Below are 15,263 nucleotides of genomic sequence, written 5' to 3' on the forward strand. Positions count from 1 at the left end.
TTGTTTCTGATGGTCAGAGGACGGGCTGGCCGTCGGCGACGATGGCCGCGGTGATGCCGCGCTCGTCGGCGGCGTGCTGGAACCGCTGCTCGATGTCGGGTTGTTCGGTGTAGAACGGCGGGTTGTGGAACAGGCCGTAGTGCATGGCGCAGACGGTGCCGGCGCCGAGTGCGACGGCGGCCTCGACGCCCTGCTCGGGGGTCATGGTCGCCGGGACGTTGGCCGCGTAGCCCTCGAAGTGGGCGATGACGCCGTTGACCGGGACGAACGCGACGTCGAACGGGCCGTGGTCGCGGGCGATCTGCCACCAGCTGCCGTGCCACTGGGTGTCGCCGCAGTGGATGATCCGCCGGCCGGTGCCTTCGACGACCCAGGCGACCTGGTCACAGTCGTTGCCGCGCCAGTCCAGCGAGGTCACCGGGGTGACGGTCAGCTCTCCGATGCGGCGTGACTGGCCCAGGTCCTGGGCGACGGGGGTGATGCCCACCTCGTGCAGCGCCGCCGCGCTCGGGGTGTGGCAGCCGATCGTGCCGGTGGCCGCGATCCGGGCGATCAGGTCGTGGTCGTAGTGGTCGGGGTGCAGGTGGGTGATGAGGGCGTGGGTGCCGGGCGGGGTATCGACCGGGTCGACCGGCCGGTGCGGCGGCCCCATCACCGGCGCCAGCGGAGCGACGTTCTCGAGCGGGTCGATCAGCAGGCGGGTGTCGCCGAGACGGATCTCGACGCCGGCCCAGGCCAGCCGACGTACGGAAAGGGTGGGGGTCATGGCAGCGACGCTAGACCGACGTTGTTGAGAAAGTCAACAAGAGAGTTTTGAATCTCAACACCACGATGTAGGGTGGTGGCATGCGCACCTACGGGCAGTACTGCGGCATCGCGAAAACACTGGACACCGTCGGCGACCGATGGACCCTGCTGATCGTCCGCGAACTGCTCGCCCTGGGTCCTTGCCGGCACACCGACCTGCGCAACGGGCTGCCCGGGATCGCCAGCAACCTGCTGGTCGACCGGCTCCGCGAACTCGAGGAAGCCGGCCTGATCCACCGCGAGGCCGCCCCACCGCCGGTGGCCACCACCCTGTTCTCCCTCACCGAGCGTGGCCGCGAGCTCGAGCCGGTGCTGCAGGAACTGAGCCGGTGGGGCGTGCCGCTGTTGCGTGAGCCGGGCAGCAACGACACCTTCCGCACCCACTGGCTGGACATGCCCGCCCGAGCACTGACCGACCACCGCCCCGACCAGCCGGCAATCGCCCTGCAACTGCACGCAGACGGCAACGAAGACCTGGTCATCGAAGTCAAGGACGGCTCGGTGCACACACACGCCGGCCGGGTCGACCACCCCACCGCGTCACTGACCGGACCGCCGCACCTGCTGGCCGCGACCCTGCTCGGCGACCTCGATCTGAGCGCCGCAGTACAGCAAGGCCTGCGGCTCAGCGGCGAACGCGAGGCAGTACTGCGCATCCTGCCCCGCTGATCGACCGGCCGCTCGCGGGCCTGCGATCTCAAGCTCTACCGGGTCTGGGCCGGTCTCAAAAACGGTCCTTTGCCCGAGCAAGATCGGAAACGGGTCGCCAGACCGCCGCCGGGCCCGGTTCCGTTCTCAGAACCCGTTCTCACCCGAAAGCGGCACGGACCCCCTTCTGAGACTTGCATTGTGCGAAGATCGCCGCCCATGACGGACCCTCAGCAGCCCTCCCCGACCGACCGGTCGGAAGCGGACGACGTGGAACAGCACGCGTGTCCGAAGTGCGATGCCCAGCCCGGATCGCCCTGCCGCTCGCGCGGCGGCGCCGTCGCCTCCGCCTACCACACCCGCCGCTTCACCATGGTGCCCCGGCTGAAGAAGGCGCTGAGGGTGCCAACCCCGACCGACCGCGGGCCGGGCCGGCCGTGGCGGCCGGGCACCCCGCCCCCCGCGCCGATCGACCCGGACCTGCCGGGCGCGGACATCCGCATCGGCTACGCCCGCTGCTCGACCCTCGGCCAGGAACTCGACTCCCAGCTCGACGCGCTCGCGGGACACGGCATCCCCCGGGAAAAGATCTTCAGCGAAAAGATCAGCACCCGCGTCCGGGTCCGGCCCCGGTTCGAGGAGGCGCTGCGGACCGCGCGGGAGGTCAAGGCGCACGCCCCGCACTGTCGGGTCATCTTCACCGTGTACGAGATGAAGCGCCTCGGCCGCGACGCCGCCGAACTCACCGCGCTGGCCGACCACCTCACCGCCCACGGCCTCATCCTGGAGATGCTCGCCGGACCCCTGCCCGGCATCTACGACCCCACCGGCCCGGGCAAGCTGCTGTTCGCGTTCTTCGCGGCGATGGCGGAGACCGAGCGGGAGAACATCCGCGAGTCGACCCTGGAAGGGCTCGACACCGCAGCCCGCAAGGGCAAGCACGGCGGCCGGCCCCCCGTCATCACCGACGACATGCTCCACACCGTGCTCCGGCGCCGCGCGAGGGGAGAGTCCGTTGAGCAGATCCAGCCCGACCTGATCATCCCCACCGGCAAGCGCAAGGGGCACCACCCCTCGGTCGCCAGCATCTACCGGGCGTTGACCGAGCACGCCAAACGCGAGGCGTACCCCGAAGCCGTCGAGCAAGCCCGCGCCGACTTCGCCGCCGACCGGACTGGCGCGGTCCCCGAGCCCCGCCCCGCCACCTCTGACCGAGCGTCACTCTAATCACAGAGAGCTACTTGTCACTTCACGGCAGCTTCGGGAGGACAGGGCCGTCGTGGCCGGAGCCCGAGGGGCGCCCGCCGGGAAACCGGCTCCGGGGTCGGCGGCGAAGACAGCGGCGAGGAGGAACGAGGCGCCGAAGACGCCAATCAGCCGAGGCGCCCAGGTGCCGCCGGGCGCACCGCGAAACACCTGCCGTATTCCGACCGCACCCGCTATGGCCAGGGCGCCGGTGAGCAGGAACACCGTGACCTGGATCCAGCCGAGCGAGCCCAGGCTGAGCTGGCTGATCGCGTTGCGGGTGAAGTCGAAGCCGTCCCGGGTCAGTCCCTGGACCAGACCCGCGCCGAGGAAGAGCGGGCCTGCCGCGATGCCACCAGCCAGCAGGTAAAAACTAGACTGTCCAGTACTGAGGAACAGAGGAGGCGTGGCGGCCAGCGAGCAGGGCCGGTCGGCCCGCAAACACCAGGCGATCATGGAGGCCGCGACCCAGGTGTTCATGGAGAAGGGCTACTCCGGCACCAGCATGGACGACATCGCCAAACTCGCCGCGGTGTCCAAGCAGACCGTCCTACAAGCACTTCGCGGACAAGGAGAAGCTGTTCGCGGAGATCGTCCTGGCCACCACCGACCGCGTCGAGACCGTGATCGACCTGGTCGCCGACCTCCCCGCCGACGCCGTCTCCCTGGACTAGCACCTGAACCAGCTCGCCCGCCAGTTCCTGGGCGCCCTCACCCAGCCCCAAGTGCTCCAACTGCGGCGCCTGATCATCGCCAACGCCGACGCTTTCCCCGAGCTGGGCGCAGCCTGGTACGAGCAGGGCTTCGAGCGGGTCCTGGACACCCTGGCGGCCACCTTCCAGCGCATGGCCGACTACGGGCTGCTGCGCATGGACGATCCCGGACTGCTGCTGTGGATCCCGGTGAACAAGGCGATGTTCACCGGCTCGTCCCCGCACACCGACGCCGACCTCGACCACTACGCCACCGTCGGCGTCCGCGCCGCCTACCGCTGACCATCACCCGCGAACGACCCGACCCGACCGACCCTGAGAGGGGCCGCATGCCCTGGTCCGAACGCACCGTGGAACGCGACGGCGTCCGCCTCTCCTGCCGCGACTGGGGCGGTTCGGGGCCGCCCGTCGCCCTGTTGCACGGATTGGCCGGACACGTCGGCGAATGGGACGACCTCGCCCGGGCCTTGAGCCCCCGTCACCGTGTCGTCGCCGTCGACCAGCGCGGCCACGGCGCCAGCGAGCGGCATCCGCACGATACGAGCCGCGCCGCTCACGTCGCCGACGTGGTGGCCGTACTCGAACAACTCGGCCTGCGCCGGCCCGTCCTGATGGGCCAGTCACTGGGCGGCCACACCGCACTGCTCACCGCCGCCACGCACCCCGACCTGTGCCGGGCACTCGTCCTCGTCGAGGCGGGCCCAGGCGGCCCGAACCCGGAGGCTCCGGCCGAGATCGGCGCGCTGCTCGACGCATGGCCGACGCCGTTCCCCTCGCTCCGGGCCGCCGCCGAGTTCTTTGGCGGCGGAGCGGTCGGCGAGAGCTGGGCCGGCGGACTGGAGGGACGGGAGGACGGGTGGTGGCCGCGTTTCGACCGTGAGGTGATGGTCGCCTCACTGGCCGAGAACGCCCGGCGTTCCTTCTGGGAGGAGTGGGCGAGCATCAGCTGCCCGACCCTGGCCGTCTGGGGTCAGCGGGGCATCATCCCCCCGCAGGAGATCGACGACATGTTCCAACACCGGGCCGACATAAGGGCAGTGAGTGTCCCTGGGGCGGGACACGACGTGCACCTGGAACATCCCGACGCGCTGCTTCAGGCACTCGGCAGCTTCCTCAGCTTCCTCGGAGGGGTCGCGGATGATCCGGCCACCAGTGGCGTCCGTGGTAACTGACATGTGGCCGACCGACAAGCTGACCGCATTGCGCCTGGGACGGCGGCTGGCTGCGGAGGTCCCGGCGTCGCGATCCGATCGGCGGGCGTTCGTGAATATCACCCCGCAGCGGGACGCGCTCGACGCTCAGGCCGGACAGGAGGGCTGGGTCCGCAGCAATGCCGTTCGCGGCTTCCGCCTGGAGCACTGGGAGTACGACGCCGACCGCCTCGACGGCTTTGACTACGACATCGGAGCGGTGCGGGTGCGTGCCGCCTCGGCAAAAGACGAGGCTGCGCTGGAGAACGTTCTCGCCCTCTGGGGGATACGGCCCGATTGCTTCGACTACCCGTGGACCAGCGACGATCCCAGGTAATACGCGGGGTTACCGATTTCGCCACCGATTGCCGATTCTCAACTCCCGTTTCCACAACTCGTCGCCCCTCGCAGTTCGGTTGAGCTGCGAGGGGCGACGCTGTGCGCCTTACCTCTTTGGATCAGGCGTCCGTATGGTCAGGCGGCTTGGCTGCGTCCCCGAGGCGCCGCCGGAGTCGGTGTCTGTCGACACACGCTGACGAATTCGTAGTCGGCCCGGTACGGCACCTCCGTGGTGGGGGTCTTCACGGGGTCGCAGGGGCCGGTCGGTGCGGCCCCGCCGCTGGTGTTCAGGCGGCGGATCCTCACCACTTCGGCCAGCTTGCCGGTGGTCCGGCCGGACTGCGTGGCCGTCAGCTCCAGTTCCGGGATGTTGCCCGGACCCCGCGGCGTCTTGCTGGTGACCGTGCCGGTCACGGCGCTTCCGTCCCGGGCGACCCACTGCGGCGGTCCGGAGTTCGGGTTGACGAACGAGTGCTGGATGCCGCCCTGGAGGGTGGCACGGACACCGCGCTGGGTGAAGGCGAAGGTGCCGTCGGTCTGTTGGGTGCAGGCGTAGATCTGCACGCCGGAGATCACGGAGGCGCGGAAGGTGCGTTCGACGGGCGCCGGGGAGCCGTCGGCCGCCACGCCCGTCTGGGACGCGAAGCCGGCACCGGTCGCCGCGGCGAAGCCGCCGGTGACCAGGCCGGCGCCGGCGATGAGCCAGACGAGCTTCTTCTTCCGTGTCGCGGTTCGCTTGCGGGACATACTGATCCTTATCTCGATCGTCACGAATGCAGAGTGGTGATTTCGAGTCCTCGAAAGCATGAACTGCATGCTTTTCGGGCGGAATTGCCGAGCTTTTCCAGCCGACACTTTCTCCGCATTCCGCGGTGGATGTCAACCTGGTCGAGGCTTCCCGCGGGGACCGACCGGAAGATCGATCTGCTGGGCGATCTCGTGTACGTGCCGTCCGGGCCAGGTACTCAACTCCCACTGGGCCTCTTTTGTCTCCACACCGAGAGAAGGTGGTGGTCGGACGCGTGCGACTTCGGTGCCGCGCGACGAAGAATTGCAGGTCAAGGACGTAACGAGGAGTGATTCGGGGTTTCCTGGACAGCCTACCGAAATCTTTTCCCGAACTACCGAGATGCCTTACCGAAACCATAGGGCGTACCGGTTCATGGAACTCGTACAACAATGCACTGCATTCGCTCAGGCGGCGCCGCGGCCGGCGACGGATCGACTCCCACGGTGCGCACCGGCGCCGTTCGGTGCGGACCATCCGCGTTCGCCCGCTACCCCTGCACGCGACCGAACACTTAGCAACCTTCGGTGGAAGCTGCCGACGACACCTAGTTCGATATGAGGAGCCCTCAGCCGGCCGTGCGGGTGCCACCGGTACTGACGCCGCCGCTCGGGATGGGCTCCACCGTCCGCGATCCACCAAAGGCACATCCACACCTCATGAAGCTCCGCGCTCCGTCCCCCTCCGCTCCTCTCCCCCGCTCGCGACCCGCATGGCAGCGGCGCCTCTCCTGCGCCGCCCTCGGTTTGCTGGTCCTCGCCGTGCCCGGGTGCAGCGGCGCACAAGACGGTGCCGCTGCCGCGAAGCCGGCCCCGCCGCCGAAGTCCCTGACGGGCCAGCAGTTGCGGTGGCACACGTGTCCCGACCCCGCGCCCGCCCAGGGCCCTGGGCGGGCACCTGGGGCGCAATGGGAGTGCGCCACGCTCCAGACGCCCCTCGACTGGGCCCACCCGCAGGGCCGGAAGATCGGTCTGGCTCTGGTGCGTACCAAGGCCCTCGACCACGACAGGCGCCTCGGTTCGCTGATCTTCAACTTCGGGGGCCCCGGCGCTTCCGGGGTCAGCCTCATGCCGTCCGTCGCGGAGGAGTTCGACCGACTGCACCACAGCTACGACCTGGTCGGCTTCGATCCCCGCGGTGTCGGCGCAAGCCAAGGCATCAAGTGTCTCAACGGGGCTGAACTCGACCACTACTTCGCCCGGGACACCACACCGGACACGACCGAGGAGCGGGCGTACAACACGGCCCAGAGGAAGCGGTACGCGGCGGCATGCCAGAGGAACTCCGCGGACGTCCTGCCCCACGTGGACACCGAGAGCTCCGCGCGTGACATCGATCTGATGCGTGAGGTGCTCGGTGACAGGAAGACCTCGTACTTCGGCATCTCCTACGGCACGCTGCTGGGGGCGGAGTACGCCCATCTCTTCCCCGACAAGGTCGGTCGCATCGTCCTCGACGGAGCGGTGGACCCCGCTCTCGGGCGGATCGCGGCAGATCTGCAGCAGACCAAGGGCTTCCAACTCGCGCTGAATCACTGGATGAAGAGGTGTTCGACGAGCAAGGACTGCCCGACGGGCCAGTCGGTCGCCGCCGGCAACCGCGTGCTCGCGAGCTGGCTGCGCGCACTGGACGCGGGGGGCCTGCCGACGTCGAGCGGCCGGAAGCTGACGGCGGATCAGGCGACGCTTGGCATCGCCACGGCCCTGTACAGCGAGCAGTTGTGGGGAATCCTGACCAAGGGGCTGGACCAGGCCATCCGGCTCGGCCGCGGCGACATTCTGCTCGCCCTGTCCGACCTGTACAACGAGCGTGACAAGCAGGGGCGTTACAGCACCCGCCAGGCGGCGAATTCCGCTGTCACCTGTTCCGACACCGCTGAACGTGTCAGCGACGAGCGGATCACCGAGCTCCTGCCGAAGTTCCGCGCCGCCTCCCCGGTGTTCGGCGAGTACGTCGCGTGGACGATGGGGGCCTGCACCGACTGGCCGGTGCGCGGCACGTCCGAACGGCTGAACGTACGGGCGTCCGGTGCCGATCCGGTGCTCGTGGTCGGGGCCACGGGCGATCCCGCCACCCCCTTCGCCAACGCGCAGCGTCTGGCACGAGCCCTGGGCAAGGACGTCGGGGTGGAGATCGGTGTGCGGGGTGAGGGCCACGGTGCCTATGCGACCGGCAACGCCTGCGTGACCCGGCTGGTGGACGACTACCTGCTGCGGGACATCGTTCCCTCACGCGGAACCTTCTGCGAATAGGCGGCGGGGCCGAACAGGCCGCCGGGGAGGGCCCGTGACCGGTGCCCTCCCCGCAGACAACCCGATGGAAAGTGAGGGCGTCGTCCCGGCGGGACGGCGCCCTCGTACGCCGTCGTACACCCTCGTACGACTCGTTCGATGGAGAAGTGTGGTGCCAACCGGCAGTTCAACGACGCGACCGCGACATGTCGTGGTCGTCGGCGCAGGCCCGGCGGGGCTGCTGAGCGCGTATGTGCTCGCGTCGTACGCCGACAACGTGACGGTCGTGGAGCGTGACCGGCTCCCGCGGGACGCCGTGTCCCGTCCCGGTGTGCCGCACGACCGACATCCCCACGTGCTGCTCAAGGCGGGCAGGGACGCTCTGGAGTCGCTGCTGCCCGGAATAACGCGGGAGTTGCGGGCGGCGGGCGCTCCCTGCCTGGGCCTGCCGTCGGACCTGCTGCAGTGGCAGGACGGCGGCTGGTGGTCCCGGCTGCCTGCCACGACGGACATCCACACCGGCTCACGTGCACAACTGGAGTCGCTCATCCGCACCCGGGTGCTCGCCCATCCCTCGATCCATGTCGTGGAGGGCGAGGTCACCGGTCTGCTGGGCGACGACGACCGGCTCTACGGCGTCACGCTGCGCCGGTCCGGCGTACCCGGCGTGCCTCGCACGAACCGGTCGCGCGTCGAGGCGGATCTCGTCGTCGATGCCTCGGGAAGGTCCTCGAAGGCGGCCGGGTGGCTGCGCGGGGTCGGCGTGGAGCCCGCGGGCGAGGAGCTTGTGGACACCGGGCTCGCCTATGCCTCACGTCTGTACAGCAGTCCTCTCGGTACGGGCCCGGGCGGTGCCCCGGCCTGCTATCTGATCCCCGGTCCCCAGCAGCCCACGGGTGCGCTCGTCCTGCCGCTGGAGCACGGCGAGCATCTGGTGGCCCTGACGGGCGTGCGGGGCCACGAGCCTCCTGTGGACCCCGCCGGTTTCGAGGAGTTCGCCCGGCGGCTTCCTCATCCGCTGGTCCATGAGTGGCTCCGCTCGGCTGAACCGTGTTCATCGGTGTTCGGCTTCCGGCACACCGCGAACCTGCGCCGCCGCTACGAGAACTCCCGGATGCCGGCCGGATTCCTGGCCGTCGGCGACGCGCTGTGCACCTTCAACCCGGTGTACGGGCAGGGAGTGACGGCGGCGGCGCTCGCGGCCGTCGCCCTGCGCGACACGCTGTGGGACACCGACGGTGCCCTCGACCATCGACGGATCCAGCGGGCTCTGGCCAAGGTGTACGAGCAGCCCTGGACGATCTCGGCCGGCGCGGACAAGCAAATGCCGGGAGCCGTCGGGAACGCGGCGACCCGGAACGCGGCGGAGCGGTGTCTGGGCAGGTACCTGCGACGGATCCAGCGGCACGCGGCGCACGATCCGGAGGTCGGCCACGCGTTTCGCTCCGTGCTGTCCCTGTCCGAGCCGCTGCATTCCCTCCTGGCACCCTCGATGCTCCTGGCCGCCCTGCGGCCCGAGCCCGCGCTCGTGACCCAACCGCCCACGGCAGTACGGCAGCCGTGAGCGGACGGCGGCGTCAGGGGTGGCCGGCGCCGGAGAGGCGCCGCAGCGGAATGAGCGCCTGCACCAGAAAGCCTCCCTGCGGTGTGCTCGTGGTCGTCACCTCTCCCCCCAGGCTCCGCGCCCGCTCGCGCATGCCCCTGAGGCCCAGCCCCCCGCTGCCGGTGGCCGACGGGTGGCCGTCCGTCCGCTCGGCGCGGCCGTTGCGCACCGTCAGCTTCAGGACCTCGCCCTCCGCGGTCGCCGCGACATCGACCTCGGCGCCGGGCGCGTGGCGGCCGGCATTGGACAGCGCCTCCTGCACGATGCGGTAGAGACCCTGGCGAAGGGACGGATCGCACTCCGCGATCCGTGGGTCCACGCGCCAGGACACGCGCATCCCGGCTTCCTGGGCGGTGCCCAGGAGCCGGGCCAGGTCCGGTTCGAAAGGTTCCTCCCCCGCCCGGCTCAGTGCCGGGCGCGGTCCCGTGGCATCGGCGCGCAGCACCTGCAGCAGGTCCCGTAGCTCCTGCATCGCGCGGCGGCCCAGTTCGCCGATGAGCTGCGCGGTCTGTCCGGTGGCGGGCTCGCGGCCGGCGGTGACCTCCAGGACCCCGGCCCTCAGAATGATCAACCCGACGTAGTGGGTGACGGAATCGTGCATCTCGCGGGCGATCCGGGACCGTTCGGTCAGTACGGCGTTCTGGGCGACGAGCTCCTGCTCGCGCTGCAGCCGTGCCGCGTGCGTACGGAGGCTGGCGATGCGCTGCCGGTGCTCCCGCACGGTGACCGCCACCAACACGGGAACGATGACGAAGGGCATCATCTGCCGTACCACGACCTCCTCGAATCCGCGGACGACCGTCAAGGGCAGGCCGATGCGGGGGTCGTAGCACACCTCGATGAAGTCGCGGAGTTGGGAGGCGCACACGGCTACGGCAGCGGCCACGGCCCACGGGTAGCGGCGCTGGGAGATCAGTGTGTAGAAGGCGATGGGGACGGTCATGACGGATCCGGTGACGAAGCTGGCCGTCGCGGCGGCCAGCGCCAGGAGGACCGGCCATCTGCGCCGTGTCAGGATCGCCGCTCCGGCCACGACGTCGGCGCTCACCCAGGAGATGAAGAGCCAGTCCATGCCCGGCCGTGCGCCGGGCACGTCCGGGCCCGTGTCAACCACGAAGTAGACCACCAAGGCATAGCCGACGGCCAGGGCCGACAGGGTCGCGTCCGTGGTTGTGGTCTTCCGCGGGGCGCGGCCGGTTACGCGCCCGGTGGCGTGTCGCGGTCGCTTGGTCGCGGCAGGAAGTGTCATGTGGTCGTCCCGAAGGGCGCGTCATCGGCCCACGATCGTGTCCTGCCGTTGGGCGGGCTCATGGCGTTCGGATGGGCAGCTGCGGGGCTGCGGCCCGCGCCGGGCGCGGTGACGGGTCCCCGCTTCGTGTTCGGCCGTCTCGCGGATGTCGGCACTGTGCCGGATCCCGGCCGCCGTGGGCAATGGACAGAGCGTCGCAGCGCTGGGCTGTATGTGCACACCATGTCGATTCGACGCTCCGTCAGGCCCGGCTCCGACAACGCTCGTTCGGCGTCGACGTGTACAGAATTCGAAGGGCTGTCATGATGCATACGCACTCGATGGAGTCACCGCCTGAAACTGTGCGTGACCATACAGGCGCCAATGAATGCACCTATGGCCGGAATAGCGAAGGACAGCAGGGTTTCGGAGCCGTACACGCCTCCCATGACCAACCCGGTGAATATCACCAACCCCGCAAGAGTCCACCCTCCGGCGCAATATGCGGTGGCATTTTTCTCGTCCACCTGTAGCTCCCCCGTATGTCCTTCACCAGCACCTGAGCCAGCGGACAGCAGTCACGGTGACAGTCAGTGCAGGAGCGAAATCCCTCTGTATCGGGCCGCCGCTGCGGCAGGTGGATTTCACCACGGAAGCGGGGCCGTGGACACCTCCGGCCCACCGAAGCATCGCAACACTTCGGTTCCACGACACTCCGGCGGACCAGGTCCGTACCGATGGCGTCGATGGACCCTCCATAATGAACAACCGTGTTGACAGGAAGACAGCAAGAACTCACGGCCCTGGATGAACTCATATCCTTGCCCGCCCACGGCAATAAGGTGCTTGTGCGGGGTGACAGAGGGTTCGGAAAAACGGCGCTCCTTCGCGCTTTCGCCGAAGGAGCGGCGGATCGCGGGGTGCGGGTACTGCGTGCGGCAGGTGACCCCGCGGACCGTGAGTTCGACCTGATCCGTCGCATGTTCGCCTCCTGGGACGGCTCCTCCGTCCTCACGGACGCGGAGGAGCTGGTGCGGGCGGAGGAGCGTTTGTGCTCCTCCGGCGAGGGCCCGGCCGTCCTCGTGATCGACGACCTCCACCTCGGTGACAGTGCCTCGTTGCGCCGGCTGGGCCGTCTCCTGCTGCGCCCGCCGGGGTCACGGCCCGCGGTCATCGCCGCACTGGTGCCGAACGCCGGCGCCGCCCCGGGCCGCGAAGTGATCGGCGAGCTGCTCCCCCGCTTCGACCATCAGCTGACCCTGCCCCCGTTCGGCGCGGACGAGGTGCGCTTCATGGCGGCGCGGGAGCTGGGTACCGATCCGGAGCCCGCCTTCGTTCGTGCCTGCTGGGAGGCCACCGCGGGCATCCCTTCCGTCGTGCAGGGCGTCCTGGGCTCGGTGCGGGCCTCCGGAATCGCCCCCGACGGTTTCACGGCTGCCCGGATCGCGGAACACGTACCCCGGGAACTGGGACGGGCCGTGCTGGCCGACATCGCCACGCACGGCGAGGAGGCCCGCAGCACCGTTCTCGCCGTCGCGGTCCTGTCCGACCAGCCCACCTTGCCCCTCCTCGCCCGGGTGACCGCCCTCGACGAGAGCGCCGTCGAGGACGCGGTGCACACACTGGACCGCCTCGGCATCCTGGTGCACACCCCGCACGGGCCGCGCTTCCCCGCCCCCGCGTTGGCCACCGCGGTCGCCAACGAGGTACCGCCCAGCACGCGGCGGGAGCTGCACACCCGGGCCGCTCGCTTCCTGCTGGACACCGGCGCGCCCTGGGACTCGCTCACCCCGCATCTGCTGCACGGTTGCCAGGGAGAGCAGTGGGTCACCGACGCACTGCTGCGGGCCGCCGAAGAGGTCAAGGGACACGACAGCGACAGCAGCATCGCCTGCCTGCGACGGGCGCTGCGCGAGCCGCTGCAGGACGACGTCCGCGCGTCGATCCTCGTCTCGCTCGGGGAAGCCGAGCTGGAACGGTGTGCCCGCACGGCCGTCCGCAGCCTTCGCTGCAGTCTCCAGCTGAGGCTCCCGCCCCAGGCCCACGCACGGGCCGCCCGGTCGCTCGCCGCGACCCTCTTCGCCCTCAACCGGTGGCCCGAGGGCATCGAGGTACTCCGCGACACCATCGATCACCTCCGGCCTCTCGATCCCGACCACGCCTTGCGGGCCGAAGTCGACCTGCTCTACGCCCAGATCATGCAAGGCTCATTCGAGACGCCGGTGCTGGACCGTCTCCAGGAGCTCAGCACCTCACCAGCCCCGGGAGGCGCTTCGGAGCAGGCCCTGGAAGCCCTGCTCGCGCTGCGGGAAATCATGACCGGCGGCACGGCCCGGCTCGCCGTCGCCCACGCACAGCGGGCCCTGGCGCACGGCGTGACACCGAGGGACGACCAGTCCTACGTGTACACCAGCGCGGTGCTGGCCCTGGCAGTGGCCGGCCGTCCGGAAGTCGCCCTCTCCCGCGTCGAGGCCAGCATGGAGCGGCAGCGGGGCAAGGGCTCCGGACTCGCACGGGGATACGTGCACACGCTCAGGGCAGGAGCGCACTACCGCCTCGGCAACGTGGACGACTGCCTCCGTGACGCCCGCGCGGCGGGGGAGGCACTGCGCAGCGTGGGCGCGCACACGCAGGCGAACCACGGCGTGGCGATGGCGGCCGATGCCCTGGTCAAGCAGGGACATGCCGACGAGGCCGACCAACTGCTGGAGCAAAAGGGCCTCAACGGCGCTCTGTCACCACTCTGGGCGAACGACTTCACGACCCTGGTGCGCGGCAGGGTACGACGCGCGCAGGGGCGGCTCCGTCAGGCGCTCGCCGACTTCCTGGACAGCGGGGAACGATCCTGCGCCCGTGACATGGGAAGCCCGGCCATCCTGCCGTGGCGCTCGGAAGCCGCGTTGACACACGCCCTGCTGGACGAGCACGAGCAGGCACGTCGACTCGCCGACGAGGAACTCCGGCTGGCTCGCGCCTGGGGGGTGCCCGAGACAATCGGATCCGCTCTGCGCGCGGCGGGAGTCATCGCCGGCGGCGACGAAGGCACACGGCTGCTCGGTGAGGCGGTGGCGCTCCTGGAGACGACGAACTGCCGGCACGCCTACGCACAGGCCCTCCTGGACTGCGGCATGTCGCTCGTCCGGCAAGGGGCGCCGGACGCGGCCCGTACCCACCTGCAGCAGGCCCTGAAGGTCGCCCAGCGGTGCGGGGCGACTGCCATCGTCCGGGAGGCCGAGGAGGAACTGCTCGACAGCGGCTACCGTCCCGCACCCCAGGGCGCGAAGGGCGCCCAGGGCGCGGCGGCGCTGACCCAGGCCGAGCGGCGCGTGGCCCTGCTGGCCGCGCAGGGCCGGACGAACAGAGCGATCGCCGAGGAGCTGTTCGTGGAACTACGCACCGTGGAACTGCACTTGAGCCGCACCTACCGGAAGCTGGGCATCACCGGTCGCGCGGGACTGGCCGACGCCCTCGGCGCCTGAGCACCAAAAAGGCGGTGCCGGACGGCGATGAACGCCGTCCGGCACCGTCGTGCCTCCGGGGCGTGCCAGTCATCACGCCCGGGAGGCCGTCCGCGCCGCCGAAGCGGCCGGCTGCCGGCCCCTGCTCAGTCCTCGCTGGGTGCCGCGGGGAGCTTGGCCTTGATGAGGTCCATGACCGTGGAGTCGGTCAGCGTGGTCACATCGCCGAGCTGACGGTTCTCCGCGACGTCGCGCAGCAGGCGGCGCATGATCTTGCCGGAGCGGGTCTTGGGCAGCTCCGCGACCGGCAGGATCCGCTTCGGCTTGGCGATCGGACCGAGGGTGGCACCGACATGGTTGCGCAGATCCCCGACGAGCTGGTCGTCCTCGGACACGGTGCCGCGCAGGATCACGAACGCGACGATGGCCTGTCCGGTGGTCTCGTCGGCGGCGCCGACGACGGCGGCTTCGGCGACGGAGGGGTGGGAGACGAGTGCGGACTCGACCTCGGTGGTGGAGATGTTGTGGCCGGAGACGAGCATGACGTCGTCGACGCGGCCCAGGAGCCAGATGTCGCCGTCGTCGTCCTTCTTGGCACCGTCACCGGCGAAGTACTTGCCCTCGAAACGCGACCAGTACGTGTCGAGGAAGCGCTGGTCGTCGCCCCAGATGGTGCGCAGCATGGAGGGCCACGGCTCGGTCAGGACCAGGTAACCGCCGCCGCCGTTGGCAACCTCGTTCGCCTCGTCGTCGACCACGGTCGCGGAGATGCCGGGCAGCGGGGTCTGCGCGGAACCGGGCTTGGTCTCGGTCACGCCCGGCAGCGGCGAGATCATCATCGCGCCGGTCTCGGTCTGCCACCAGGTGTCCACGATCGGCGTCCTGTCGGCGCCGATGTGCTTGCGGTACCAGATCCACGCCTCGGGGTTGATCGGCTCGCCCACCGACCCGAGCACGCGCAGGCTGCTGAGGTCGAACTTGGCGGGGATGTCGTCGCCCCACTTCATGAACGTA

The 15,263-nt window shown here is 69.9% G+C and carries 13 protein-coding genes; 8 read left to right on the forward strand and 5 right to left on the reverse strand.

The window, feature by feature from the left end:
• Nucleotides 1–13: 13 nt before the first annotated feature.
• Nucleotides 14–766: an MBL fold metallo-hydrolase gene (locus IPZ69_RS16385; RefSeq protein WP_235454868.1), complete on the reverse strand. Its 753-nt coding sequence runs from the start codon at nt 764–766 to the stop codon at nt 14–16.
• Nucleotides 767–846: 80 nt separating this feature from the next.
• On the opposite strand from IPZ69_RS16385, the gene IPZ69_RS16390 reads away from it, so the two are divergent.
• Nucleotides 847–1,476: a winged helix-turn-helix transcriptional regulator gene (locus IPZ69_RS16390; RefSeq protein WP_235454869.1), complete on the forward strand. Its 630-nt coding sequence runs from the start codon at nt 847–849 to the stop codon at nt 1,474–1,476.
• 198 nt (nt 1,477–1,674) lie between these two features.
• The gene (locus IPZ69_RS16395) at nt 1,675–2,682 is read left to right on the forward strand and encodes a recombinase family protein (RefSeq protein ID WP_235454870.1); all 1,008 of its coding nucleotides are present in this window, start codon (nt 1,675–1,677) and stop codon (nt 2,680–2,682) included.
• Here IPZ69_RS16395 and IPZ69_RS16400 read toward each other — a convergent pair whose 3' ends face one another.
• The gene (locus IPZ69_RS16400; protein WP_235454871.1) at nt 2,683–3,180 is read right to left on the reverse strand and encodes a DUF998 domain-containing protein; all 498 of its coding nucleotides are present in this window, start codon (nt 3,178–3,180) and stop codon (nt 2,683–2,685) included.
• 245 nt (nt 3,181–3,425) lie between these two features.
• Here IPZ69_RS16400 and IPZ69_RS16410 point away from each other — a divergent pair, with 245 nt between their 5' ends.
• Genes IPZ69_RS16410 through IPZ69_RS16420 form a run of 3 tightly spaced genes read left to right on the forward strand, consistent with a single transcriptional unit; the run spans nt 3,426 to nt 4,940 of the window.
• Nucleotides 3,426–3,695, forward strand: a complete 270-nt coding sequence (locus tag IPZ69_RS16410) for a TetR/AcrR family transcriptional regulator C-terminal domain-containing protein (RefSeq protein ID WP_235454872.1) — start codon at nt 3,426–3,428, stop codon at nt 3,693–3,695.
• Between the two features lie 47 nt (nt 3,696–3,742).
• Complete coding sequence (locus IPZ69_RS16415) at nt 3,743–4,585, forward strand: alpha/beta fold hydrolase (protein WP_235454883.1); 843 nt, start codon at nt 3,743–3,745, stop codon at nt 4,583–4,585.
• Between the two features lies 1 nt (nt 4,586).
• Nucleotides 4,587–4,940: a hypothetical protein gene (locus tag IPZ69_RS16420; RefSeq protein WP_235454873.1), complete on the forward strand. Its 354-nt coding sequence runs from the start codon at nt 4,587–4,589 to the stop codon at nt 4,938–4,940.
• A gap of 137 nt (nt 4,941–5,077) precedes the next feature.
• Here the strand turns inward: IPZ69_RS16420 and IPZ69_RS16425 are convergent, their stop codons facing one another.
• Complete coding sequence (locus IPZ69_RS16425; RefSeq protein ID WP_235454874.1) at nt 5,078–5,689, reverse strand: DUF3455 domain-containing protein; 612 nt, start codon at nt 5,687–5,689, stop codon at nt 5,078–5,080.
• Nucleotides 5,690–6,388: 699 nt separating this feature from the next.
• On the opposite strand from IPZ69_RS16425, the gene IPZ69_RS16430 reads away from it, so the two are divergent.
• Together IPZ69_RS16430 and IPZ69_RS16435 are read left to right on the forward strand one after the other, a co-directional pair.
• Nucleotides 6,389–7,981, forward strand: a complete 1,593-nt coding sequence (locus tag IPZ69_RS16430; protein ID WP_235454875.1) for an alpha/beta hydrolase — start codon at nt 6,389–6,391, stop codon at nt 7,979–7,981.
• A 190-nt stretch (nt 7,982–8,171) separates the two neighbouring features.
• Complete coding sequence (locus tag IPZ69_RS16435; RefSeq protein WP_235454876.1) at nt 8,172–9,524, forward strand: FAD-dependent oxidoreductase; 1,353 nt, start codon at nt 8,172–8,174, stop codon at nt 9,522–9,524.
• A gap of 13 nt (nt 9,525–9,537) precedes the next feature.
• On the opposite strand, the gene IPZ69_RS16440 is transcribed toward IPZ69_RS16435, so the two are convergent.
• On the reverse strand, nt 9,538–10,812 hold the full coding sequence (locus IPZ69_RS16440) for a sensor histidine kinase (protein WP_235454877.1): 1,275 nt from the start codon (nt 10,810–10,812) through the stop codon (nt 9,538–9,540).
• Nucleotides 10,813–11,561: 749 nt separating this feature from the next.
• Here IPZ69_RS16440 and IPZ69_RS16445 point away from each other — a divergent pair.
• A complete protein-coding gene (locus IPZ69_RS16445; RefSeq protein WP_374293285.1) occupies nt 11,562–14,270 on the forward strand; it encodes an AAA family ATPase in 2,709 nt (902 codons plus the stop codon).
• Nucleotides 14,271–14,395: 125 nt separating this feature from the next.
• Here the strand turns inward: IPZ69_RS16445 and IPZ69_RS16450 are convergent.
• The coding region (locus IPZ69_RS16450) for an AMP-binding enzyme (RefSeq protein ID WP_235454879.1) at nt 14,396–15,263 on the reverse strand (868 nt) is incomplete at its 5' end.

The sequence above is a fragment of the Streptomyces olivochromogenes genome (assembly GCF_021538895.1).
Classification (GTDB): Bacteria; Actinomycetota; Actinomycetes; order Streptomycetales; family Streptomycetaceae; genus Streptomyces; species Streptomyces olivochromogenes_A.